Genomic DNA, 24,719 nt, shown 5'->3' on the forward strand with positions numbered 1-24,719 from the left:
GAGTGGTGGCACCCAGTGGTGGCAGCGCTCCCGCCCGGCCTCCGACGAACACGGTCAGGGAGAGGCAAGGTGGAGAGACAGATGATCGTTTTCTTGGTCCGGCGCATCGCCGCCGGGCTGGTCCTGGTCCTGGTGATCGCGACCACGACCTTCGCACTGATGGGCCTCACCGGCTCCGATCCGGTGCGCCAGATCGTGGGGCAGACCGCCACCCAGCAGCAGGTGGCGGCCAAGTCCGCCGAACTCGGACTCGACCAGCCCATGGTGGTCCGCTACGGGCACTGGCTCGCGGACGCGGTCCACGGCGACCTCGGCATCTCGTGGTTCAGCAGTGAGTCCGTGACCACCTCACTCGCCAACAAACTGCCGGTCACACTGTCGATCGTGCTGGCGGCGCTGCTGCTGTCGGCGGTACTGAGCACGGTGCTGGGAGTGGCCGCCGCGGTCCGCCGGGGTGTGCTGGACCAGTTGGTGCAGTTCCTCGCGGTCCTCGGGTTCGCCGTGCCCAGCTTCCTGGTCGCCCTGGTGTTCGCCGTGGTGATCGGCGTCCACCTTGGCTGGCTGCCCGCGACCGGCTACGTTCCGCTGGCGGACTCGGCCGGTGGCTGGCTGAAGTCGATCACCCTCCCGGCGTTGTCGCTCGCCGTCGGAGCGATCGCCGCCACCGCGCAGCAGGTGCGCGGCTCCATGGTCGACGTACTGCGCGCGGACTACATACGTACCCTCCGCAGCCGTGGCATCAGCGAGCGGAGCCTGCTGTTCCGGCATGCGCTGCGCAATGCGGCCCCGGCTGCTCTGACCGTGCTGGCCCTGCAGTTCATCGGCCTGGTCGGCGGCGCGGTGGTCGTCGAGAAGGTCTTCGGCCTCAACGGGATCGGCAGCCAGGCGACCAGCGCCGGATCCCAGGGCGACACCCCGGTGGTCATGGGCGTCGTCGTGGTCATGGTCGCCATCGTCGTGGTGGTCAACATCCTGATGGACCTCGCGTACGGCTGGCTCAACCCGAAGGTGCGTGTCGGATGACGCTGCCTCAGTCCGAAGAAACGGCGGTGTCAGCGGCCGTCGCCGCCAGAGGCCGCTCGGGACTCCTGCGTCGGCTCCTGCGCAGCCCGGTGGCCGTGACCTGTCTGGTGCTCCTCGCTCTCATCTCGCTGGCCGGCCTGTTCGCCCCGCTCCTGACCAGTCAGGACCCGGCCCACACCTCGCTCACCGACAGCCTGGCCCCGATGAGCGGCACACACCCCCTGGGCGGTGACGGTGTCGGCCGTGACGTCCTGGCCCGACTGCTCTACGGCGGTCGTACGAGCCTGCTGGGAGCCCTGCTCGCGGTGGCCGTCGCCCTGGTGATCGGTGTTCCCGCCGGCCTGGTGGCCGGGTACTACCGCAAGTGGTTCGACGCCGTGAGCAGTTGGCTGGCCAACCTGCTGATGGCCGTACCGGCGATCATCGTGCTGCTGGTCGTGATGTCCGCGGTGGGCCAGAACACGTACGTCGCCATGGCGGTCTTCGGCGTGCTGATGTCGCCGGGAGTCTTCCGGCTGATCCGCGCCTCGGTGATCTCCGTACGCGAGGAGCTGTACGTGGACGCGGCCCGGGTGTCCGGTCTGGCGGATCCCCGGATCATCCGCCGGCACATCCTGCCCGTCGTGCAGGCGCCGACCATCATCCAGGCCGCCCAGATGCTCGGTCTCGGCATCGTCATCCAGTCCGGGCTCGAGTTCCTCGGCCTGGGCTCGGCGACCCAGGCGAGCTGGGGCTCCATGCTCAACGACGCCTTCGCCAACATCTACACCAAGCCGGTCCTGCTGGTCTGGCCCGGAGTGGCGCTCGCGGTGACCGTCGCCGTGTTCGGCCTGCTGGGCAATGCTCTGCGGGACGCGCTGGACGCGAGCGCGGCGAGTGGGCGGAAGCCGCGCGGCGCAGCCGCCGCCGGCAAGCAGGCCGTGGCGAGGAAGGCGCAGTCCGTGGCCTCCGCGTCGTCCGGCACGAGCGGAACGTCCGAGGCGGGGGAGGCGGACGACACCCTGCTCGTCCTCGAAGACCTGAAGGTCTCCTATCCGACGGCCGAGGGCGAGAAGACCGTTGTCGACGGCGTCTCCCTGACGGTGCGTCGGGGCGAAGTCCTCGGACTCGTGGGGGAGTCGGGCTCCGGCAAGAGCCAGACCGCCTTCGCCGTCCTCGGTCTGCTGCCCCGGGAGGCCCGGGTCTCCCGCGGCCGACTGGTGTTCGACGGCAAGGAGTTGGGAGGTCTCGGCCGCGCGGAGATGAACCGGTACCGCGGTCGCCGGATCGCCTACGTGCCGCAGGAGCCGATGTCCAACCTCGACCCCTCCTTCCGTATCGGCGCCCAGCTGGTCGAGCCGGTTCGCCGGCACCTCGGGTTGTCGGCGGCCGAGGCGAAGGCGAAGACCCTCGCTCTGCTGGAGCGGGTCGGTATCGCCGACCCGGAGCGGGTCTTCACCTCCTATCCGCACCAGATCTCCGGCGGTATGGCGCAGCGTGTCCTCATCGCCGGCGCGGTGTCCTGCGAGCCGGACCTGCTGATCGCCGACGAGCCGACCACGGCGCTCGACGTGACCGTGCAGGCCGAGGTGCTCGACCTGGTGCGGTCACTTCAGCGCGAGCGGAACATGGGCGTGATCCTGGTGACCCACGACTTCGGTGTGGTGGCCGACATCTGCGACCGCGTGACGGTGCTGCAGACCGGCAGGGTGGTGGAGTCCGCACCCGTACGGCAGTTGTTCGCCGATCCGCGGCACCCGTACACCCGCATGCTCCTGGCGTCCACGTTGGAGGACGCCGAGCCGAGGTCCGCGCTGAGTCCGAGTCGCACCGCGCCGGCGAGCGTCGCGGCCGTCACGAACACCGCACGTCAGGAGGGTCCGGCATGACCGGGACACTGGAAAGGGAGCTCCCGGCGGAGCTCCCGGCGGAACCCCTGCTGGTCGCCGACGACGTGGTCGTGGAGTACCCGTCGAAGGGCTGGCGCAAGCCGCCGTTCCGGGTGCTGAAGGGAGTGTCGATCACCATCGGCGCGGGGGAGACCCTGGGGCTGGTCGGTGAGTCGGGATCGGGCAAGACCACCCTGGGCCGGGCCGTCCTCGGCCTGGCTCCGGTCGCCTCCGGAGCCGTCCGGTACCGCGGCAAGGTCATCTCGGGCCTGGGCCGAAAGGAACGCCGGGCGCTCAGCGACGACATCCAGGTGGTGTTCCAGGACCCGTACACCTCGCTCAATCCGGCGATGACGGTGACCGACATCCTCAGCGAGCCGCTGAGAGTCGCGGGAACCTCCCGGACCGAAGCCGAGAGGCGGGTGCGGGATCTGCTCGACCAGGTCCGGCTGCCCGCCGACGCGGGGGAGCGGCTGCCAAGGGAGTTCTCCGGCGGTCAGCGCCAACGCATCGCCATCGCGCGGGCGTTGTCCCGGGACCCACGGGTCATCGTCTGCGACGAACCGGTCAGCGCACTGGACCTGTCGACCCAGGCCCGGGTACTGGACCTGTTCGTCGAGATCCAGGAACGCACCGGCGTCGCCTATCTCTTCGTCACCCACGACCTGTCCGTGGTTCGGCACATCAGCCACCGGGTGGCGGTCATGTGTGAGGGGGAGATCGTCGAGACCGGGGACGCGGCGAGGATCACCACGACACCCGAACACCCCTACACACAGCGGCTGTTGCTCGCCGCGCCCGTGCCGGACCCCGGGCGGCAGGCCGAGCGCCGGGCCGAGCGGCAACGTCTGGCGGCGGCCATGGCGGCCGATGCCTCCGCAGGCGTTTCCGCAGCCGTTTCGGCGAACGCCTCCACAAAGGACTCCACGAACGCCTCCACGAACGCCTCCACCATCGCCTCCACGTCGGGAGACCGAGCATGACCCTGCCCAACCCCATTGTCCCCGGCTTCCACCCGGACCCCAGCATCACCCGCGTCGGCGACGACTACTACCTCGCCTGTTCGAGCTTCGAGTACCTCCCCGGCCTGCCGGTGTTCCACAGCCGCGACCTGGTGCACTGGGAGCAGATCGGCAATGTGGTGACCCGCCCGGGGCAGCTCGCGGTGGAGAAGGTCCCCACGCTCGGCGGTGCCTGGGCGCCGACCATCCGGTTCCACGACGGCCGCTTCTGGCTGGTCGTCACCGACGCGATGGGGCGCGGCAGCCTGATCTTCACCGCCGACCGGGCCGAGGGGCCCTGGTCCGACGGCGTCGTCATGCAGGGGGTGCCCGGTATCGACCCGGACCTCGCCTGGGACTCCGACGGCACGTGCTTCGTCACCTACTCGGGTCTGCAGCTCGATGGTGACCGCGCCGGCGAACATCTCGGCATCCAGCAGGTCCGTATGGACCTGGAGACCGGCCAAGCCCTCGAAGAACCCCGGTCGTTGTGGTCGGGCACGGGCCTGATGTTCCCCGAGGCACCGCATCTGTACGAGATCGACGGCACCTGGTACCTCCTGATCGCAGAGGGCGGCACCGAGCGCGGGCATGCCGTGAGCATCGCCCGTGGGGCCCGTCCGGACGGGCCGTTCGAGGGCTGCCCGGCCAATCCGGTGCTCAGCGCCCGCAGCACCGACCGCCCGGTCCAGAACACCGGCCACGCCGACCTGGTGCGCACCCCCGACGGCGGCTGGGCGCTGTTCCTGCTGGGTATGCGGCCGCGCGGCCTGACCAGGGCTTTCTCTCCCATGGGCCGGGAGACGTTCAGCACCGCGCTGGAGTGGGTCGATGGCTGGCCGGTGGTGCAGCCGGTCGAGCTGACCGCGCCCACCGGACCGGTCGTCCGCCACGACGACTTCAGCGGCACCGAACTCGGCCTGCAATGGCTCTCGATACGTACGCCGGCCGCTGACTGGTCCTCGCTCACCGAGCGCCCGGGCCGCCTCGTCGTGCATGCCGACGGCTCCACCATGGACGACCCGCTGCCACGTTTCGTCGGCCGCCGCCAGCAGCACGAGTCGGCCGTCTTCTCGGTCCGGGTGGACAGCACCGACGGGGTCGGCGGGCTGAGCCTGCGGATCGACGAACGCCACCACTACGACATCGAGGTGGGCGCCGGCATCGCCCGTGCCCGCGCCCGGGTGGGCGGGCTCTGCCAGACCTGGGAGCAGCCAATTCCCCCGGGACCGGTGACCGTACAGATCAAGACCGAGCCGGTCAGCGGCATGGGCCTCGACGCCCTCGGCCCGGACCTGGTCCGACTGTCCGTCGATTCCGGCACCGGCACCGGCACCGGCACCGGCACCGACTCCGGCTCCGGCTCCGGCACCGGCTCCGGCTCCGGCTCCGGCACCGGCTCCGGCACCGGACCGGTCGAGCTCGCGGTGCTCGACGGCCGCTATGTCTCCGCCGAGACCTCCGCGTCCTTCACGGGCCGCGTCGTCGGCATGTACGCCGCCGAAGGGACCGTCGCCTTCGACCGGTTCGGCTACCGGGGCGAGGACTGACGCTTCATCCCGTCCGAGACACCCGACCGGCACCCGACAGAAAGTCACCAGGACCGCATGGGCACCTTCTTCCCGCGCATGCTCTTCGGAGCCGCCTACTACACCGAGTACCAGCCCTACGAGCGGCTCGCCCAGGACCTCGATCTGATGGCCGAGGCCGGGTTCAGCGTCATCCGGGTCGGCGAGTCGGTCTGGTCGACCTGGGAACCCCGCGAGGGCCACTTCGAACTCGACTGGCTGCAACCGGTGCTCGACGCCGCCCACGACCGAGGCATCAAGGCGATCGTGGGCACCCCGACCTACGCCGTCCCGCCGTGGCTGCGCCGCAAGTACCCGGAGACGGCGGCCCGTTCCGGCACCGGGCAGCCCATCCCGTACGGCATGCGGCAGGACGCGGACTACTCGCACCCCGCCTTCCGGCATCTCGCCGAGCGGCTGGTCCGCAACATCGTGGGGCGCTACGCCGACCACCCGGCGGTCATCGGCTGGCAGGTCGACAACGAGCCCGGCCTGCGGATCTTCCACAACGACTCGGTGTTCCAGGGCTTCCTGGACCACCTCCGCGAACGCTACGGCGACGTCGAGACCCTCAACCGCCGCTGGGGGCTGACCTATTGGTCCCACCGGTTGCAGGACTGGGCGGACCTGTGGACCCCCGACGGCAACACCACCCCGTCGTACGACCTCGCCTGGCGCCGCTACCAGTCCCGGCTGACCCAGGAGTACATCACCTGGCACGCCGACCTGGTCCGCGGCCTCGTACCGGAGCACCACTTCATCACCACCTGCGTCGCCCTCGGCCAACAGGGCCTCGACATCTCGGCGATCGGCAGACCCCTCGACGTCGCCGGGGCGAACATCTACTACGCCACCCAGGAAGGACTGGCCCTGCCGGGTCCCGACGAGCCAGTCGACGGACTGCATCCGTTCTTCGTCCCCTGGTCCGGCCCCGCCTGGCTCTACCTCCAGAACGACATGGCGCGCGGCATCCGCCAGGAACCCTTCCTCGTCATGGAGACCAACGCCACCTCCATCGGTGGCTCCGCGGACAACTTCCCCCTCTATAAGGGCCAGGCCCGCCAGGCCGTGTGGAGCATGGTCGCGCGCGGCGCCAGGATGATCGAGTACTGGCACTGGCACTCCCTGCACTACGGCGCCGAGACCTACTGGGGCGGCATCCTCGGCCACAGCCTGGAGCCCGGCCGGACGTACCAGGAACTCTCCGAGATCGCCCGGGAGTTGCCGCAGGCCGGCCTGGCGATCGACGGCCTGCGGCCCCGCAGCGACATCGCGATGCTGCTGTCCGCCGACAGCCGCTGGGCGATGGAGTTCATGGCGCCGCTCCGGGGGAACGCCCCTGCCTGGTTCGGCGACCCGCAGTCCTACGACCGCATCGTCGCCGCGTTCTACCGTGGGCTGTTCGACGCCGGGCTGTCTGTCGATGTCGTCTCCCCGGAGCAACTTCCCTCCAGCCCACAGGAGTTGGTCGACCGCTGGCCGGTGCTGGTCGTCCCGGCGCTGTACATCGCGGACGACGCGACACTCGATCTGCTGCGCCGGTACGCCGAAGCCGGCGGCCATCTCGTCCTCACTCCTCGCACCGGGTACGCCGACGAGGAGGCCGTCGCCCGGCACACGGTCATGCCCGGAGTGCTGCGCCCCGCCGCGGGCGCGTCCTACCAGGAGTTCACCAACGTGCTGACCCCGGTCACGATCACCGAGGGGGACGGGACGTCGAACGGCCCCGCCCTGCACGGGCACGCGACCGCATGGGCCGACGGACTGATCCCGGACGGTGCCGCTGTCCTCGCCGGGTACGACCATCCGCACCTCGGCCAGTTCGCCGCCGCCACCACCCATGAGTACGGGGGCGGCCGGGTGACGTACGTCGGCACCGTCCCGGACCGCGAGCTCTCGCACAGCCTTGCCGAGTGGGTCGCCGCGGTCTCGCTTCCGTCCGACGCCTGGCGCGAGGACCGGCCCGCGTCCGTCACCTGTACGTCGGCCGTCACCGCCGACGGCGCCGTCCTGCGCTTCGTCCACAACTGGGCCTGGGATCCGGTCGATTACCGCCTGCCAGGGGAGGTCCGAGACCTGTTCACCGGTGCGCGCTTCGCTGCCGGAAGCGCGCTCGCGCTCGGGCCCTGGGACGTCCGGGTGCTCATCGAGCGCACAGGCGATACCCCCGTGACGCCCCCTTCCCCCACCGACCCCACTTCTTCGAGGAGGACGCCATGACCTGGCAGCCCACCCCCACCGACACCCCCACCGACACCCCCTCCGCGGCCGACGAAGAGGAGTTCGCCCGGCGCCTCGGCGCGCTCACCCTGGAGCAGAAGGTGAGACTGCTGACCGGCGCGGACTTCTGGTCCCTCCATCCCGAACCTGCCGTAGGACTGCGTCGGCTTGTCGTCTCGGACGGACCCGCCGGAGTCCGCGGTGAGTTGTGGGACGAGCGCAGCCCCGCCGCCAACGTGCCCTCGCCCACGGCACTGGCCGCCACCTGGGACGAGCCGCTGATCGAGCGGCTGGGCGGGCTGCTCGCCCACGAGGCGCGCGGCAAGGGCGTGGACGTCCTCCTCGCCCCCACCGTGAACCTGCACCGAACCCCCTACGGCGGACGGCACTTCGAGTGCTTCAGCGAGGACCCGCTGCTCACCGCGCGGATCGGGGTCGCCTATGTCCGAGGCGTCCAGGACGGCGGCGTGGCGGCCACCGTGAAGCACTTCGTCGGCAACGACTCGGAGACCGAGCGGATGACGGTCGACGCGCGGATCGGCGAACGCGCCCTGCGGGAGCTGTACCTGGCGCCGTTCGAGGCCATCGTCGGCGAGGGCCGCGTCTGGGCTGTCATGGCCGCCTACAACGGGGTCAACGGGCACCCGATGACCGAGAGCCCGCTGCTGCGCGAGGTCCTGCACGACGACTGGGGCTTCGACGGGCTGGTGATGTCGGACTGGTTCGCCGCCCGCACCACCGAGCAGTCCGCACGCGCCGCGCTCGACCTGGTGATGCCCGGCCCGATCGGCCCGTGGGGCGATGCGCTGGTCGCCGCCGTACGCAAGGGCAAGGTCGACGAGGCGGTCGTGGACGACAAGGTGCTGAGAGTGCTGCGCCTCGCCGCCCGGGTCGGCGCGCTGAGCGATATGCCTACCACCGCCTGGCCGCCCGAGCACGACGCGGCCTCGGTGACGGCCCGGCTGCGCGAGACCGCCGCCGCAGGGTTCGTACTGGCTCGCAACGAGGACGCCGTACTGCCGCTGGACCGCTCGGCCCTTAGCCGGATCGCCGTCCTGGGCCCCAACGCCGCCGTGGCCCGGACTCTCGGCGGAGGCAGCGCCACCGTCTTCCCGCCGTACACCGTCTCACCGCTCGACGGCATCCGCGCCGCGCTGGGGGACGACGTCGAGGTCACCCACGGAATCGGTGTCACCCCGCAGAACCGCACACCCGTGGCGGCCGTGTCCTACCTGCGCCACCCCGACGGCTCGGGCGAGGGCGCGGAGGTGCGCTTCCTCGCCGCGGACGGAACCCTGCTCGGCTCCGAGCGCCGCGCCGGGGCCGCCTATACCTGGATGGGGTCCTACGGCCCGGGTGTGCCCGTCGGTCGGGTCGCCCGGGTGGAGGTGCACACCGTCGTCCGCGCGACCGAGGCCGGACGGTACGCGATCGGCGGCTCGGGCATCGGACGCTTCCGGATGTCCGTCGCGGGGGCGGAGGTGTTCGACGTACGCCTCCAACTCCCGCCGGGCGCCGACCTGGTGGAGGGGCTGATGACTCCGCCGCAGCGGCTGCACACCGTCGATCTGGCGGAAGGCGAGGAGACCGAGATCGTCCTCACCCACGACATCGACTCCGTTTCCGCTCCCGCGTCCGCTTCCGCGGGCGACGCCGTGGGTGACGCGGTCACCATGTTCCAGCTCAACCTCCAGCCGCCGCACGGCAGCGACGACGAGGAGATCGAGCGGGCTGTGGCACTCGCCCGCGCGGCCGATGTCGCCGTGGTCGTGGTCGGCACCACCGAGGAGGTCGAGAGCGAGGGCTTCGACCGCGACAGCCTGGCCCTGCCCGGCCGGCAGGACGAACTCGTCCGCCGGGTCGCCGAGGCCAACCCCCGAACCGTCGTCGTGGTCAACTCCGGGGCCCCGGTGCTGCTCCCGTGGGCCGAGGAGGTGGCGGCGGTGCTGCTCGCCTGGTTCCCCGGGCAGGAGTTCGGCAACGCGCTCGCCGATGTCCTGCTGGGTGTCGCGGAGCCGGGCGGACGGCTGCCTACGGTCTGGCCCGCGTCCGAGCGGGGGCTGCCCGCCACCGAGCCGGTCGAGGGCGTCCTCGCCTACGACGAGGGGTTGTTCATCGGCTACCGGGGCGACAGTCGTGCCGGATGGCAGCCGCCCCGCTACGGCTTCGGCCACGGACTCGGGTACACCACCTGGGAGTACGTCTCGATCGACGTCCCCGGTGAGGAGCGGCCCGACGCCGACTTCACGGCAGAAGTACGCATACGCAACAGCGGAGCGCGGCACGGCAAGGAGGTCGTGCAGGTGTACGCCGGCCGTCCGGGCGGTGGCGTGGAGCGCCCGCTCCGCTGGCTCGCCGGGTTCGCCGTGGTCGAGGCGGCGGCGGGTGCGGAGGCCGTCGCGACGGTGACGGTGGACGCGCGGGCGCTGCGGCACTGGGACACCGAGGCGGGCCAATGGGCCGTCGAGCCGGGAACCTTCAGGCTGGAAGCCGGCCCGTCGTCCACGACCCTGCCGCTCACCGCCGACATCGCCGTCGGCCGGGAGTGAGTCGGCCAAGAGCGGTACGCGAACCACAACGGAGACGGAGGTAGAACGGGTGGCCGCCCCCTCCCCGGCAGACACTGCCGGGGAGCCCGTGCCCGACGAGGGTGGTGCCCCACGGATGTACATCTGCCGCGACCCGAGCCGGAGTTGATCCCCGTGCGTGTCAGCGCGTCAGAACGGCAGGCCTCGCAGGTCCACGCCGACGGTGGGACGAGGCAGGTTGGCCAGGTCGTAGATCATGGTGCTCAGTGGCGAGGTCCGCGCGCCGTCGGGCTGCCGGAAGGTGACGGGCACGGAGAGCCGGCTCCATCCCAACTGCGCGTAGAACGGCACCAGGTCCGGGCGGCAGAGCAGCGTCATGGTCTCGGCGCCGGCTGCTCGTGCGTGTTCGACCACCACGCTGATCATCGTCCGGGCGACGCCCTGGCCTCGATGAGCGGGGTGCACCAGCACACCGCCCAGCCCCGCGGTGCGGCGCCGCGAGCCGTCGAAGGCCATGTCCCGCAGCAGCCATCCCGCGGAGGCCACCGGCCGGTCTTCGGAGACAGCCGTGAGGGTGTGCTGCTTGTCGGCCCACACCAGGCCGAGTCCGTTCACCCCGGAGGGGTCGGGCACGCCGTCGCGGAGTACGGCTCTGTCATCCGGGGAACCGGGGCCCGGCGCATGGGTCAGCTGGAAGTCCGGATCACCGTCGTGCACCACATGCTGCCCGGCGGCCGTGGCGGCGGCCTCGAACCGGTAGCGCAGGCAATGCAGGCCGCTGGACCGGACAGTCCCGTCCGTCTGGGCGCCCAGGCTGCGCAGTAGTGCGATCGAGGCCGCATTGTCGGGCAGGACGAACGCGAAGACGGCAGGGAGCCCGAGGCGGCGAAACGCCAGGTCCAGGCATGCACGGCCTGCCTCGCCGGCGACCCCGCGGCCCTGCGCCCGTGGGTGTAGGGCGAAACCCAGGTCGACTCCGTACTGAGCCCGATTGCGCAGTCCCACCCGGCCGAGAAACGCGTGCGTCGCGGCATCCCTGACCGCGAAGTCGCCGTAGCCGTGTCTGGTCCAGTGGGAGACGTGGTCGTCGCACATGGCCTCGGCCGCGGACCGGCTGTCCGCCCGGCCGGTCGCCAGCCATCGCATGACGCTGTCCTGACTGACCACAGCCTCAAAGAGATCGTCGCTGTCCTCGCGGCGGATCGGCTCCATCACAAGCCGCTGGGTACGCAGAGCGAGTCCACTTAACCGGGCCATTCAGCAACTCCTTTCGACCAAGGACTGGAGGAGCGTACCCGGCGGCCCTTCGGAACGATCGGGAGGCAACCGGTGCACCTCTACCGCCGAAATGGAGGGCCCCCGCGGGCAGGAGCCTGCGGGGGCCTTTCGACGGACAGTTGCCGACCTCGGTGGGCCGAGTGTCAGGCGTACGGGTCGAAGGGGATTCCGGCCGGGCTCGTGTAGTCGAGAGCCCACTGGAAGTCGCCGTCGTCGATCTTGAAGGTGGCCGAGCCGAAGTCGGCGCCGCTGAGCTTGTCGCGGTAACCGGCCGGGTAACCGTCCCAGCCGACGAGCCGCGGGTAGAACCAGTTGCCCGTGGCGTTCTCCGCCGGCTCGTCGTTGCCGTTGGCGAAGCGGAAGCAGTGACTTGAGACGCCGTCCTTGTGGTACACGATCTTCGGGTGGGTGCCGTCGAAGCGGATCTCCGACCGTGCGAGCGTCTGGTAGCTGCTGTGCTGGGACACCGACACGTACTGAACCTGGTTGTTGTTGATCCACACGATGATGTGTTCCCAGTCATGGGTGTGCCCGATGGCCCCCGGGCCGAGGGTCACCTGGTCCTTCTCGAAGTAGCTGGCGTACATCACCGCGCACCAGCCGTTGTTGCACTTCTCGCGCGAGTAGGTGTTGGCGTTGTTCAGCTGGGCGGGGTCGTGGCACTTGCCGTTGACGTCGCCGCCCAGCTTCAGGCCGGGGTTGATGGTGCCGTCGGCGCCGATGGCGGCGGTGGCGTAGCAGCCGTCACTGTCGTAGTCGTAGGCGGGGGAGTAGGTCTGCTCCAGGCCGTTCGCGTTCTGCGGCAGCAGGGTCAGGACGTTCGCGTGGGCGGTCGCCGGGACCGCGACGACGAGCGTCATCGCGCCGAGTGTGCCGAGCAGGACGTTGGCGAGGGATCTCAACTTGCGCATGGGGACTCCTTGTTGAGCGGCCGGCGTCAGCAGTAGAGGTTGCTGCCTGGCGAGACGCCGAGGATCGAGGTGAAGCGGTTGTAGGCGTCCACGCGGCTCTGCACCTGCGCCGGGTTCTTGCCGTCGCACTCCAGGGAGCCGTTGATGGAGCGGATCGTCTGGCCGAAGCCGGCCTGGTTGACCATGGCGTTGTGCGGGGTCATCGTGCCGGGGCCGTTCTGCGTGTTCCAGTACCAAAGGCCCGTCTTCCACGCGACGGCGGAGTCGTTCTGTACGAGCCAGGGGTTGTTGAGGAGGTCGATGCCGAGCGCGTCGCCCGCGGCCTTGTAGTTGAAGTTCCAGCTGAGCTGGATCGGTCCGCGGCCGTAGTAGGCGGCCTGGCCGGCCGGGCAGCCGTACGGCTGGCTCCAGTCGCAGTAGTGGGGGTAGTTGGCGGTGTTCTGCTCCACGATGTAGACGAGACCGCCGGTCTCGTGATTGACGTTGGCGAGGAAGGCGGCTGCCTCCTGCTTCTTCACGGTGTCGCTGCCGGTGTTCGCGAAGCCGGGGTAGGCGCTGAGCGCGGCCGTCAGCCCGCTGTACGTGTAGAAGGAATTCCGGTTCGGGAACATCTGGTTGAACTGCGCCTCGCTCACGACGAAGCCGGACGGAGTGCCGCCGCCACCGCTCGCGGGCGCGTTCCACTTCTGGTTCGCGCCGCCCGAGCAGGTCCAGATCTGCAGCCGGGTGCCGTTGGCGCTGTTGTTCCCGGTGACGTCCAGGCACTTGTTCGCGGCCGGGTTGACGATGTCCTTCGCGCCGCTGACCACCCACTGCTGGTTGGTGCCGCCGGAGCAGTCCCACAGCTGGACCGCCGCGCCGTCCGCGGTGCCGCGGTCGACGATGTCCAGACACTTGCCGAGCGCACGCAGGGTGCCGTCACCCGGGTTGGACCAGGTCTGGGCGCCCGTCCCGTTGCAGTCGTAGAGCTGTACGGCGGTGCCGTTGGCGCTGCTGGCTCCCGCGACGTCGACGCACTTGCCGGCGAGCCCGGTGATCGAGCCGTCGGCGGCCTGGGCGGGCGTCACGGTGAACAGGGCGGTGAGGACCGCGGAGAGAACGGCGAAGACCGTGAACCGGCCTAGGAAACGGGGTCTTTGCATGGTTGGGGACGCTCCTTGGGTGTAGGGGGTGGAACGGCCGTCCCTAGAGCGCGGGGACGGCCGTCGGCGGAGCTGGTGCGCTGAGGTCGTGTCCGCAAAGTCCCGCCTGCCCGGCGACGCCTGGCACGCCCTCTCGCCGCACCGGGCGAAGCCCCACGTACAACCAGTACGAGGGACTCCGCCCGGCACTCCCCCAGCCTCCGGCCGGGGGGACCCCCAGAGCACGCACCAGACGCCGCCGGGCCCGCCCTACGGGCGGACGACGGGACTTTGCGGACACGACCTAGGGGTAGCTGTTCAGATTGGCCACGTTCGTCGTGGAGTTGGACGGGCCGCCCGTGCCGTTGACGACGTGCCGGATGGTGCCCACTCCGCCGAGAGAGACGGTCACCATGCTGGTGAAGCGCACATTGGAGTTGTTCGGCGCCTCGATGGCCCGTTCGGCGGCCACGCCCGGGTTGACGTTGAAGTAGCAGTAGCTGCCGAAGCCGTAGACCTGGTGGCTGGTCACGGAGTCGGCGACCTTGTAGGCGGCGTAGCCCTGCGTGGAGCCGTTCATCCAGGCCGCCTGGTTCGGCGGGTCGTACGGCATCTCGTTCTGGTAGAAGTACGTCCGCCCGCCGTTGCCGTTCCAGATCGTCTGGTACTTCTGGTAGTGCTCGACGAACAGGCCGTACATGGTGACGTTGTCGCCGTTGACGATCAGGCCCGTGTCCCCGGTGTTGGTGTTCCAGCCGATGCCGGTGCCGTGGTCGCCGCGCCAGATCCAGGTGTGGTCGCCGATGACGTTGTCGCTGTTGACGACGAGGCTGGTGGTCGCCTTGCCGACGGCGGCGCCGCCGACGCGGAAGTACACGTCGTGCAGGGACGTCGGGTTCGCGGCGTGCGAGGCGGCGGAGTTGCTCGGGCCGAGCTCGACCAGGGTGCTGGAGTTGGTGGTGCCGGCGTCGAAGAGCACACCGGCGATCTTGACGCCGTCGACGTCGGCCACCTTCATGGCGGTGACACCGTTGTCCGGGATGAACGTGGCGAGGCCGAGGCCCAGGACGACCGTGTCGGCGCGGTTCACCTGCAGCGTCTGGTCCAGGTGGTAGACGCCCGGGGTGACCAGGAGGTTCTTGCCGGCCGCGAGGGCGGCGTTGATCTGCGCTGCGGTCGCGCCCGGCTTCACCACGTAGAAGGTGTCCAGGGACAGCGAACTGCCGCTCGGGGTGCCCGCCCAGCTGATTCCCGTGGAGTTGGACCGCAGGGACGGCGCGTACACCTTGTAGGAGCCGTCGGCGTCGACGTAGAGGAACGGCTTCTCCCGGCTGACCGGGGTCTGTGCGACCGTGGTGTACGGCGGGCTGGGGAAGCTGGTTGCCGGGACGCCCTGGCTGCCGACGAAGACCATGTTCCAGTTGGAGCCGGTCCAGCTGCCGAGCTGGGAGTTGCGGGTCAGCCACTGCTGCTGGCTGCCGGAGTTGACCTGTCCGTCGATCTTGGTGTCGGCGAGCAGACCGCCGCTGGACCAGCCGCTGTCGTCGAGGGCGATGTTGCCGCGCAGGTGCATCCGGCGGTACGAGGCTGCCTGCGAGACCGCCCAACGGTCGGTGCCGCCGGTCGGGTTGACCGACAGGTTCTCGGCGCCGCGCCAGAAGTTCTGCGTCGCGTTGCCCTGGAACCAGTCGGCCTCGGCATGCACCGCGCCGTTGATCGTGACCGCGTCCGGGGTCAGACCCAGACCCGCGACCTGGGTGTAGAAGCCGACGTTGGCGTCGGCGTTGTAGGAGCCCGGCTTGAACAGGACGGCGTAGCGCTGGGAGCCGAACTGGTTCGTCTCCTGCTGCTGGAAGATCGAGTTCAGCCTGGTCTGGATCGTCGACGACGACATCGACGGGTCGAAGACGACGACGTTCGGGCCGAGGTCCGGATTCGTGCCGGACTGGGCCACGGGGACCACCTGGAAGCGCTGGGCGGAGCTGCCGTTGCAGGTGTACTGCACGAACTGCACGCTGTCCGCGGTCGAGGCGCCGGGGTCGTCAAGGCACTTGCCGCTGTTGCGGTTCACGAAGTGGTAGGCGCCGCCGCCCTCGTCGACCGGCAGCCACTGCTGGTTGGTGCCGCCGCCGTACGCCCACAGATGGACGGGCGCGCTGTCGGCCGTGGACAGGTCGGCGACGTCCACGACCTGGCCGGTGTTGTTGCCGTTGTTGATACGGACGTAGCCGTCGCTGGTGGCGGTGAAGCTCCACTGCTGGGCCGTCGAGCTGTTGCACGCGTACTGCTGTACGACGGTGCCGTTGGCGGTGGCGGCGGACCTGGCGTCCAGACATCTGCCGCTCGCGGCGTTCATGACGCCGGCGAAGCCGGTGGGCAGCGCGGCGACCGCGCTCGCCGCCGCGCTCGCGGGCGCGGAGGTGAGCAGGGAGGCGACGGCCACGGTGACCAGTGCGGCGGCAGTGGATCTGCGGCGGCGCTTGAGCGCGGCGGGGAAGTGGGTGAACACGGATTCTCCTTGCCGAAGGATTCGGCGACTGGTGGGGGGTGGGGCTTGATCAGCCGGCTGGATCAGCCGGTGTACGCGGCGAAGACGCGGGTGTGGTCCCAGTCGGACCGACTCACACCGGAGCAGTTGTCGGCGGGGCCGCGCCGGTGCACGGACGGTCGCGGTTGACGGACCTGCCGAGGGCGCGGACGGGGCCGTCGCTGCCGACCGTCCGCTGCTGGGCGGCGGTGTCGTCGCCGTCGTAGAGCTGGACGGCCGTGCCGTCGGCGGAGCTCGCCCCGGCGGCGTCCAGCGGCTTTCCGGCGAGGCTGGTCATGGCGCCGGTGGCAGCCTGCGCGGGGGACGCGGTGAGCGGGCCGGTGGCAGGGGAGCCAGCGGCGAGGGAGACAACTGCGGAGAGAGGTCTGGGCATGGGCGCAGCGGGCCCTTCGTGGGGGGACGAGCAACGAGGCAGCGTTCACGTCATGAACGGTGGATGTGTCACACGGTGCGATGCTGAGCCGTGAACCTAAAGGTCTGGACCGCTTTCGTCAAGACGTGAAGTAAGCGGTGAGGGAAGCGAGTTGCAGCTTCCGGCCAGGCTCCGTTCGGCCGCGGGAGTACGCATGCGCGGCGTTCGTCCCGCGTTGGGTACTCCCGCAATTCAGTGACCCTGCGTGTGCACGGAACAGCCACCTGAGCTACCTCCGTCGCACAGCCCCACGTGGTACTTCTTCCGGATGCGGCTGTGGTGAAAGGAAGCGGCAGGTGCTGGACACGACTGGTTGTGGAATCCATGACGGAACAGGAGATGCGCCGTGGTCGGCAGGCGCGCTTCGAAGGACTGGCGCATGTGGTGGCGGAACCGCTGCACCGGTATCTGCTACGACGGACCAGCCCCGACCTGGTCGATGACGTCTTGTCGGACACGCTGCTGGTGCTGTGGCGTCGCCTCGACGACGTTCCCGGCCTCGGAACCGGTTGCGCACCCGGTCCCGATGATGTGCTTCCGTGGTGCTACGGAGTGGCGCGGGGCTGCCTGGCGAACGCCCACCGCGCCGACGGGCGCAGGCTCCGCCTGCTGGAGCGGCTGATCCGGACACAGCAGCACCCTCCGGCAACGGCCGTCGATCACAGCGACCTGCATGCCGCGCTCGACCGTCTCGGGGAACTGGATCGCGAGGTGGTGCGACTGTGGGCGTGGGAGGGCCTGGCACCGCGTCAGATCGCGGAGGCGACCGGGCTCACCTCCAACGCCGTCAGTCTGCGGCTGCACCGGGTGAAAAAGAAGCTCGCCACACAGTTGGGGCCGACGCGAAAGAACGCCGATCGGGCCGGACACAAGCCGGATGAAGGAAGGAGCAGTCAGTGAATGACGACGAGCTGCTGGCCCGGCTCAGGGCCGCGGACCCGGCACTGACCTCAAGTGCTCCGCCGCCCGACATCAACCGCCTTGTGGAGGCTGCCGTGAACACCGAGACCGCACCCCAGTCCGAGAAGACCACCGACGGCATCACCAACCACCCTGCGAAGGCCACCGCAGGACGGAGCCGCCGCGGTCTCCTCACACTCGCGGCAACCGCCGCTCTGCTGCTCCTCGGAGGCGGCATCGCCGGAGGAATCATGCTGAACGACGACAACGGTCACCCGTCCCCGTCCGCGTCCAAGTCCGCGTCCGCTCCGCTGTCTCTGACCCTCGCGAGCGATGCGGGCAGGGGCAAGTGCATGGAACCCACCCCCGACACGCTGCGCGGGTACCCGACGCTCTTCGAGGGAACCGTCACCTCGGTTGAGGGGTCCTCGGTCATCTTCCAGGTCGATCTCTGGTTGCGCGGTGGCGACTCGGAGACGGTACGGCTCCAGAGCGGCGACCCGGACATCTCGGAGACCCTGACGTTCCTGGCCGGAGAGCACTACATCGTGGCCGCCACCAAAGACGGCACCGTCCCGATGTGCGGGGCGAACGGGGCCTCGGACGAAACCATCAAACAGTTCCGTCAGGCATTCGGAAAGTGACGACCCGGCACCGGCCGTCTGCCGCGCCGGTCGTGGGTTCCTCGAAAACGCTTCCCGCCGGGCATCACGGCACACCTCAGTCATGACAGCGGCCTTCGGTTGATCCCGTACCTCTGTGACGGAGCACAGGCTCAACGGAGTACAGGATCAATCGAAGGCCGCCCCTACGTCGGCAGCCGCAGCGTGAAGACGGTGCCGGCGTCCACCTCGCTGCGCACCGCCACCGAGCCCCCGTGTGCTTCCACCAGCTTGCGGGCGATCGCCAGTCCCAGCCCGCTGCCGCCGGTGCGACGGCTGCGGGACTTCTCCGCGCGCCAGAACCGGTCGAAGACCCGCGGCAGGTCCTCTGCCGCGATCCCTGTCCCGGTGTCCGCCACCTCGATCAGCGTGGCGTCCCCGGTGGCCGTGACCCGCAGTTCCACCGAGCCTCCGGCCGGGGTGTGCCGGACCGCGTTGGAGACCAGGTTGCCCACAGCCTGCCGCAGCCGGACCGGGTCGCCGTCGATCCAGTGGTCCGGCGGCGCCTTGGTGGTGACGCGGACACCGGTGGTCTCGGCCCGGGCCCGGTAGGCGGCGCCGACCTGGCCGACGAGTTCGCCGACCTCGACCCTTTCCCGGTGCAGGTGCAGCGCTCCCGCGTCTGCCGCGGCGAGGTCCTGGAGGTCGTCGATGACGTGCTGGAGCAGGACGGCCTCCTCGTGCAGCGAGGTGAGGAATTCCTGGTCGGCGGGTACATGGCGGTCCTGTGCGGCCTCCAGCCAGCCGCGGATGTTGCTCAGCGGGGTGCGCAGTTCGTGAGCGACGTCGCCGACCATGGCCCGGCGCTGCTCCTCCAGCCGGGCCCGGTGGGCGGTCATGTCGTTGAACGTCTCCGTGAGCCGTCCGATCTCGTCGTCGGTGGTGACCGGGACCAGCGCGGTACCGTCCCCGTCCCGCATCCGCTGGGCGGCGTCCGTCAGCGCGTGCAGCGGCCGGACCAGCCGGACGGCGGCGAGCGCGGTGACGCCGAGGGCGAGGGCGAAGACCAGGCCCGCGGCGCCCGCGACACGGGCGATGTTGGCGCCGGAAAGGCGGAAGCCCTGCGAGACGCTCTCTCCGGAGTCGACGAAGAGCCTTGCGGACGGCGCCACATAGGACTTCAGCAGCGTCTTGCGTCCCTCGGTGATGCACGGCGGGATCTGCCGCTCCGCACCCTCCCTGAGCGGCGCTGACACCCCCGCGCCCAGCCGCCAGGAGAAGTCGGGCTGTACCCTCACCGCGCTCAGCCCGGTGTTCGCCAGACAGTCGGCGACCAGCGGGTCGAGCCGGCGTAGCGCTGCGCGTTCGGTGGCTGTCGGCCGGCCCAGCCGCGCGCTGTCGCAGCCCTTGGCCCGCTGATCGCCGGACCCGGTGAAGGTGCGTATCGTGGGCCGGCCGCTCGGAGCGTGCACCACGGTGGCCTCCACCCCCTGCCCGCGCAGGCATTCGACCTGCTGGAGGGCGTAGCCGTCCATGGTTCGGCGTTCGGCACCGGTCAGCTTGAACGGGCCGGTGGCGCGCCGGTCGATGGGATCCGCGCCGTTGACGGCCAGCGGGTCGACGACGGCCCAGGCCCGGCCGGGCAGTCCGCCGGAGTGCGGCGCGGTGTCGGCGAGTGAGACGCCGTCCTGGGTGACGAGGGCGATCCGGCGGCCGGTTCGACGGGCCAGGTCACGGACCACGGGGCTGACGCCGTCCCAACTCGTGTGCGTGGCGGCGTACCCGGTGAGGGTGTCGAGCAGCAGTGTGTCGTCCGCGAGGATCCGGCCCTGCTGCTTCTTGATCGCGCCGGAGGTGGTCTGGACGGCGATCCAGACGGAGGCCGCGACCGAGCAGGCGGCGACCAGCGCGGAGACGGCCAGCAGGCGCACGATCAGGCTCCGGCGGACCGGGGGCCTCGCGGCTCGTCTCCGCCCATCCGTGGCCGCGGGCCCGGGCCCGGCTCCGGTGCCGTCCTTGCCGGGGCCGTCAGTCATGGCCCGGCCCAGCGGTGAGCTTGTAGCCCACGCCGTACACGGTGATCAGCCGGGACGGGCGTCCCGGGGATGTCTCGATCTTCTTGCGCAGGTTCATGATGTGCACGTCCACGGTCCGTGAGGTGACGAACCGGTCGATGCCGTGCAGCACTTCCAGTATTTGCTGTCGGCCGAAGACCTGGTCCGGCTGGGCGGCCAGCGCGGCCAACAGCCGGAACTCCCCCGGGGTGCAGTCCACCGGCCGCCCCTCGACAGTGACCAGATGACGGACGGGGTCGACGGTGACCGCACCGACGGCGAGCACCGGATCGGCGGCGCCAGGGCTCTGCCGGCGGGAGGTGCGGCGCAGCAGCGTACGGACCCGGGCCATCAGCTCGCGCGGGCTGTAGGGCTTGGTGAGGTAGTCGTCGGCGCCGAGGTCCAGACCGAGCAGCAGGTCGTCCTCGGCGGACCGCGCGGTGAGCATGAGGACCGGCAGTTCCTCGTCCGAGGCGCGCAGGATGCGGACCACGTCCAGGCCGTCGACGCGAGGCATCATCACGTCGAGGACGAGCAGGTCGGGCGCGGCGCGCCGGATGTGGTCCAGGGCGTCGCGGCCGTCCCGGACGATCACGACGTGGTGGCCCTCGCTCTCCAGGTAGATCCGAGCGAGCCGGGCATGTTTCTCGTCGTCCTCGGCAACCATCACATGTGCGCACACCCTGCCGAGAATAGGCAGACGTCTGCCGGTGCGAAGACAGAATGTGGGGACGCACACGGGTCACTGACCCTGGCCTGACAAGTTCCTCATGATCCTGCGCGAGCTTGCGGCCATGGCGAAATTCTCATTGCGGCCCCGGCTGCCGCTGGTCCCGGCCGTACTGCTTCTGTCGGCCGTCCTCACCGGATGCGGGAGTGGTGGAGGCGGTGGCAGCGACACGGGCGACGCCGCGGACAAGGGCGACGTGGCTTCGATCGACAAGTCCGGATCCGGAACGGCAGCCGGCAAGAAGAGCGGTGCCGCGTCCTCCGACGCCGGCCGTCCCCAGTGGCGGCTGGACTCTTCCAGCGAGGAGGTGACCGCGCTCTGGTCCCGTTACTACAGCTGCCTCAAGGAGCACGGCGTCCGCTTTGTCCCGGCGAACGAGGCTCAACACACGGGTCCCGCCGGCACCGGCGAGGTCATCGCCGACCCTGACAGCCGCGAGCCCAGGGCCGCGTACGACACCTGTCAGATCAAGATGCCGCTGATCCCCGACGAGCTCGACCCGGACAAGAACCCCAAGTACAAGGAGCAACTCGCGGCCTCGGTCGCCTGCATGAACGACAAGGGCGTCGGGACCGTGGTCGCCGCGAACGGCGTGGACTGGAACTACACGGGTGAGTCGTCCCTCACCGAGGCACAGACTCGCAAGATCGTGGACGACTGTGAGCTGGAGGCCTTCAGTGGCAGGAGCTGAGCCGGAGGAGGGCACCGAGCCGGATCGCCGGCGGACGGGACGGCGGCAGTTGCTCGCGGTGGTCGCGGTCCTCGTCGTCGCCGGGGCAGCGGGCGGTGTCGTGGTCTCCCGGACGGACAACGGCGAAAGGTCCGCTGCCGCCGCCAAGCGGGTGAAGGTCGAGACCGCCCTCGTCGCCCGGGCCGACCTCGCCGACACCCAGGAGATGAACGGCACGCTGGGCTTCGGCACCGAGCGGCCGTTCACCGGCGCCAAGGCCGGGACGGTCACCTGGCTGCCGGCGAGCGGCGACACGATCACCCGCGGCCGGACCCTGTACAAGGTCGACGACCGCCCGGTGCCCGTGTTCTTCGGCGCGACCCCGCTCTTCCGTACGCTCGACAAGCCGGGGCAGACCGGCAGCGACGTCGTGGTCGTCGCGCAGAACCTACGGGCGCTCGGCTACGACATCGACCGTATCCCCGGCGCCGACAGCCCCCTGATCGACGACGGCGCCGACCGCGGCCGGTTCACCACCATGCTCGCCGCGGCCCTCAAACGCTGGCAGAAGCAGGTCGGCATGAAGCCCACCGGACGACTGGAGGCGGGCGACGTGGCCGTGCTGCCGGGCCAGGTACGCGTCGGCGCGCTCTCCGCACAGCTCGGCGCCGACGCCAAGGCCGCGCTGATGACGCTCACCTCGACGGCAAAGGCCGTCACCGTGCCCGTGGCCGCGACCGAGATCGGCACCGTCAGGAAGGGCACGCGGGTCACCGTCGTCCTGCCCGACGGCAAGCAGACGAAGGGCCGCGTCGAGCGGATCAGCCGGATCGCGGTCGGGGGCGGCCAGGACGACGGCGGCCAGGGCGGCGGCCTCCAGGACGGCGGCGCGCCGAAGCTGGACGTGACTGTCCTGCTCAGCGACACGGTGGACGTACGCGCGCTGGACTCGGCGGCAGTGCGAGTCCGGTTCACGACCCAGACCCGGAAAGGCGTGCTGACCGTGCCCGTCGGGGCACTCGTCGCGCTGAGCGAGGGCGGGTACGCGCTCCAGCGGCCGGACGGGCGGCTGATCGCCGTCGAGACCGGCATGTTCGCGCGCGGGCTGGTCGAGGTGCGAGGCGAGGGGCTGACGTCCGGCACCCGGGTCGTGGTCGCCTCGTGAACCCCCACACCGCCCCGGGCAGTACCCGGGACGCCCGTACGGAGGACGCCGCCCACGCCACGCAGGGGGACCGGACGGACAGTCCCCGTCCGCACGGAACCGACGCCGCCGAAGCCGCCCCCGTCCTCGCCGTCGCCCACGCCTCCCGCAGCTACCCCGGCGGCGTCACCGCCCTCAACGACGTCTCCCTCACCATTGGCCCCGGCGAACTCCTCGCCATCACCGGCCCGTCCGGCTCCGGCAAGTCCACCCTGCTCAACCTGATGGGCACCCTGGACCGGCCGACCAGCGGCACGGTGAGCATCGACGGGCAGGACGTCGCCGTGCTGCACGACCGGCAGTTGTCCGCACTGCGCGGGCGCAGTCTGGGCTTCGTCTTCCAGCAGTTCCATCTCACCGACGGGCTCAGCGCCGCGGAGAACGTGGCGACCGGTCTGCTCTACGCGGGCGTCCCGCGCCGTCGGCGCCGCCCGCTGGCGCTGGAGGCGCTCAGCAGGGTCGGCCTCGGGCACCGTGCCGGGCATCGGCCGCATGAGCTGTCCGGCGGGGAGAAGCAGCGGGTCGCCATCGCGCGGGCACTGGTGAACCGGCCCTCGCTGCTCCTCGCCGACGAACCGACGGGCGCTCTGGACACCGCCAACGGACAGGTCGTACTGGACCTGCTGACCGCCCTCAACGCGGACGGCACCACCATCGCGGTCATCACCCACGACCGGGACATCGCCGTCCTGCTGCCGCGACGGGTGGAGATCCGTGACGGCCGCATTGTCGCCGACAGCGGAACCCCCGCGCGCCCACGAGGCATCGGTGACTCCGACTCCGCCACCCTCGCCCTCCCGACGATGAGGCCCAACCCATGACGCGCCGCCGCTCCATTGCCCCGGTCCGGCTCGCCCCCGGTGACATCCTGCGACTCGGGCTGATCGGGATCCGGACCCACAAGCTGCGCGCCGCGCTCTCCGCACTCGGTATCTCCATCGGCATTGCCACGCTCGTCCTGGTCATCGGCATCCCGGCGTCCAGCCAGCGGGCCTTGATGGAGGAGCTGAGCGCGCTCGGTCCCAACCTGCTGCGCGCCGAACCGGTGCGCGACCGAGATCCGCCCGTACTACTGGAGCCCGGGGCGGTCGGCGCGGTGCGCCGCATCGGCCCGGTCACCGACGTCAGCGCGGTCGCCAACACCCACGTCCGGATCCGGCGTTCGGACCGCGTACCGGAGAGCGACGGGGCCGGACTGTCCGTCCTCGCGGCCCGCACCGACCTGCTGCCGACCGTCCACGCGCGCGTGGCGTCCGGACGGTTCCTGGACCGGGGCACCGCCCGGTTCCCGACCGTGGTGCTCGGCCACCGGGCGGCGCAGCGGCTGGGCGTCTCGGAGATACGGGCCGACCGGCCGGTCCAAGTGGCCGTCGGCGACACGTGGTTCACGGTCATCGGCATACTCGCGCCAGTCCCCCTCGCCACCGACCTGGACAGCACCGCGCTGGTCGGCTGGGACGCGGCCCGCGACCGGCTCGGCTTCGACGGCCGCCCCACGGCGATCTACGTGAAAGCGGACGAGAACCGCCTGGAGGCCGTACGGAACGTACTCGCCCCCACCCTGTACCCGCAGGCGCCCGGGCTGGTGAACGTCAGCCGCCCCTCCGACGCGCTGGCCGCCAAGCGCGCCACCGAGAGCACCTTCTCCGCGCTCTTTCTGGGGCTCGGCGCGGTGGCCCTGCTGGTCGGCGGGATCGGGGTCGCCAACACCATGGTCATCTCGGTGCTGGAACGCCGCCGGGAGATCGGGCTGCGCCAGGCCCTGGGCGCCAGCCGGGGACAGATCCGCGCCCAGTTCCTCACCGAGTCGGTGGTGCTCAGCGGGCTCGGCGGAGTCGCGGGGGGAGTGATCGGCACGACGGCGACTCTGGGATATGCCCTGTGGCGCGGCTGGCCGCCGGTGATCCCACTCGACGCGACGGGCGCCGGCTTCGGCAGCGCGCTGCTCGTCGGTATGGCGGCAGGCGTCTACCCGTCGATCCGCGCCGCCCGGCTGCCCCCAACCGAGGCGCTGGCCACACCCTGACCACGGGGCTCCGGACAGGCGGCGTCATCGCCCCTCTTTCGCCTTCATCCTGGCG

19 protein-coding genes are annotated in these 24,719 nt (G+C 70.7%); 12 read left to right on the top strand and 7 right to left on the bottom strand.

Annotated elements, in window-relative coordinates:
• The first annotated feature begins 81 nt into the window (after positions 1-81).
• From OHA11_RS44155 to OHA11_RS44180, 6 genes are read left to right on the top strand one after another with little or no spacing between them, the layout of a single operon-like run.
• Positions 82-1,023, top strand: a complete 942-nt coding sequence (locus OHA11_RS44155; RefSeq protein WP_266506689.1) for an ABC transporter permease — start codon at positions 82-84, stop codon at positions 1,021-1,023.
• On the top strand, positions 1,020-2,891 hold the full coding sequence (locus OHA11_RS44160; RefSeq protein WP_266506691.1) for a dipeptide/oligopeptide/nickel ABC transporter permease/ATP-binding protein: 1,872 nt from the start codon (positions 1,020-1,022) through the stop codon (positions 2,889-2,891). The genes OHA11_RS44155 and OHA11_RS44160 overlap by 4 nt, the downstream gene beginning before the upstream one ends.
• Positions 2,888-3,874 (top strand): ATP-binding cassette domain-containing protein, encoded by a 987-nt coding sequence (locus OHA11_RS44165; protein WP_266506693.1) that lies wholly within the window; start codon positions 2,888-2,890, stop codon positions 3,872-3,874. Before OHA11_RS44160 ends, OHA11_RS44165 begins: the two co-directional genes overlap by 4 nt.
• Positions 3,871-5,442 (top strand): glycoside hydrolase family 43 protein, encoded by a 1,572-nt coding sequence (locus OHA11_RS44170; RefSeq protein ID WP_266506695.1) that lies wholly within the window; start codon positions 3,871-3,873, stop codon positions 5,440-5,442. Before OHA11_RS44165 ends, OHA11_RS44170 begins: the two co-directional genes overlap by 4 nt.
• Before the next feature lie 57 nt (positions 5,443-5,499).
• Positions 5,500-7,680: a beta-galactosidase gene (locus tag OHA11_RS44175; RefSeq protein WP_266506697.1), complete on the top strand. Its 2,181-nt coding sequence runs from the start codon at positions 5,500-5,502 to the stop codon at positions 7,678-7,680.
• Positions 7,677-10,229, top strand: coding sequence for a beta-glucosidase (locus OHA11_RS44180; RefSeq protein ID WP_266506699.1), 2,553 nt, complete (start codon positions 7,677-7,679; stop codon positions 10,227-10,229). Before OHA11_RS44175 ends, OHA11_RS44180 begins: the two co-directional genes overlap by 4 nt.
• A gap of 168 nt (positions 10,230-10,397) precedes the next feature.
• Here OHA11_RS44180 and OHA11_RS44185 read toward each other — a convergent pair whose 3' ends face one another.
• The 5 genes from OHA11_RS44185 to OHA11_RS44205 form a co-directional block, all read right to left on the bottom strand.
• Positions 10,398-11,465 (bottom strand): GNAT family N-acetyltransferase, encoded by a 1,068-nt coding sequence (locus tag OHA11_RS44185; RefSeq protein WP_266506701.1) that lies wholly within the window; start codon positions 11,463-11,465, stop codon positions 10,398-10,400.
• 164 nt (positions 11,466-11,629) lie between these two features.
• Positions 11,630-12,397 (bottom strand): NPP1 family protein, encoded by a 768-nt coding sequence (locus tag OHA11_RS44190; RefSeq protein WP_266506703.1) that lies wholly within the window; start codon positions 12,395-12,397, stop codon positions 11,630-11,632.
• A 26-nt stretch (positions 12,398-12,423) separates the two neighbouring features.
• Positions 12,424-13,539, bottom strand: a complete 1,116-nt coding sequence (locus OHA11_RS44195) for a glycoside hydrolase family 19 protein (RefSeq protein WP_266506705.1) — start codon at positions 13,537-13,539, stop codon at positions 12,424-12,426.
• Between the two features lie 283 nt (positions 13,540-13,822).
• Positions 13,823-15,961, bottom strand: coding sequence for an RICIN domain-containing protein (locus tag OHA11_RS44200; RefSeq protein ID WP_266507858.1), 2,139 nt, complete (start codon positions 15,959-15,961; stop codon positions 13,823-13,825).
• Between the two features lie 178 nt (positions 15,962-16,139).
• Positions 16,140-16,439, bottom strand: a complete 300-nt coding sequence (locus tag OHA11_RS44205) for a hypothetical protein (protein ID WP_266506707.1) — start codon at positions 16,437-16,439, stop codon at positions 16,140-16,142.
• A 363-nt stretch (positions 16,440-16,802) separates the two neighbouring features.
• On the opposite strand from OHA11_RS44205, the gene OHA11_RS44210 reads away from it, so the two are divergent.
• Together OHA11_RS44210 and OHA11_RS44215 are read left to right on the top strand one after the other, a co-directional pair.
• Entirely contained in the window at positions 16,803-17,378 is a 576-nt protein-coding gene (locus OHA11_RS44210) for an RNA polymerase sigma factor (protein WP_266506709.1), read from the top strand.
• Positions 17,375-18,022 carry a hypothetical protein gene (locus OHA11_RS44215; RefSeq protein ID WP_266506711.1) on the top strand — a complete coding sequence of 216 codons (648 nt, stop codon included), beginning with the start codon at positions 17,375-17,377 and terminating at the stop codon, positions 18,020-18,022. The genes OHA11_RS44210 and OHA11_RS44215 overlap by 4 nt, the downstream gene beginning before the upstream one ends.
• 164 nt (positions 18,023-18,186) lie before the next feature.
• Here OHA11_RS44215 and OHA11_RS44220 read toward each other — a convergent pair whose 3' ends face one another.
• Both OHA11_RS44220 and OHA11_RS44225 read right to left on the bottom strand, forming a co-directional pair.
• Entirely contained in the window at positions 18,187-20,016 is a 1,830-nt protein-coding gene (locus OHA11_RS44220) for a cell wall metabolism sensor histidine kinase WalK (protein WP_266506714.1), read from the bottom strand.
• Entirely contained in the window at positions 20,009-20,701 is a 693-nt protein-coding gene (locus tag OHA11_RS44225) for a response regulator transcription factor (RefSeq protein WP_266507859.1), read from the bottom strand. Before OHA11_RS44225 ends, OHA11_RS44220 begins: the two co-directional genes overlap by 8 nt.
• A gap of 127 nt (positions 20,702-20,828) precedes the next feature.
• Here OHA11_RS44225 and OHA11_RS44230 point away from each other — a divergent pair, with 127 nt between their 5' ends.
• From OHA11_RS44230 to OHA11_RS44245, 4 genes are read left to right on the top strand one after another with little or no spacing between them, the layout of a single operon-like run.
• On the top strand, positions 20,829-21,455 hold the full coding sequence (locus OHA11_RS44230) for a hypothetical protein (RefSeq protein WP_266506716.1): 627 nt from the start codon (positions 20,829-20,831) through the stop codon (positions 21,453-21,455).
• The gene (locus OHA11_RS44235) at positions 21,442-22,599 is read left to right on the top strand and encodes a peptidoglycan-binding protein (protein ID WP_266506718.1); all 1,158 of its coding nucleotides are present in this window, start codon (positions 21,442-21,444) and stop codon (positions 22,597-22,599) included. The genes OHA11_RS44230 and OHA11_RS44235 overlap by 14 nt, the downstream gene beginning before the upstream one ends.
• On the top strand, positions 22,596-23,459 hold the full coding sequence (locus tag OHA11_RS44240) for an ABC transporter ATP-binding protein (protein WP_266506720.1): 864 nt from the start codon (positions 22,596-22,598) through the stop codon (positions 23,457-23,459). The genes OHA11_RS44235 and OHA11_RS44240 overlap by 4 nt, the downstream gene beginning before the upstream one ends.
• Positions 23,456-24,664 (top strand): ABC transporter permease, encoded by a 1,209-nt coding sequence (locus tag OHA11_RS44245; RefSeq protein WP_266506722.1) that lies wholly within the window; start codon positions 23,456-23,458, stop codon positions 24,662-24,664. Before OHA11_RS44240 ends, OHA11_RS44245 begins: the two co-directional genes overlap by 4 nt.
• Positions 24,665-24,719 lie beyond the last annotated feature (55 nt).

This window comes from Streptomyces sp. NBC_00878 (assembly GCF_026341515.1).
Taxonomy (GTDB): Bacteria; Actinomycetota; Actinomycetes; order Streptomycetales; family Streptomycetaceae; genus Streptomyces.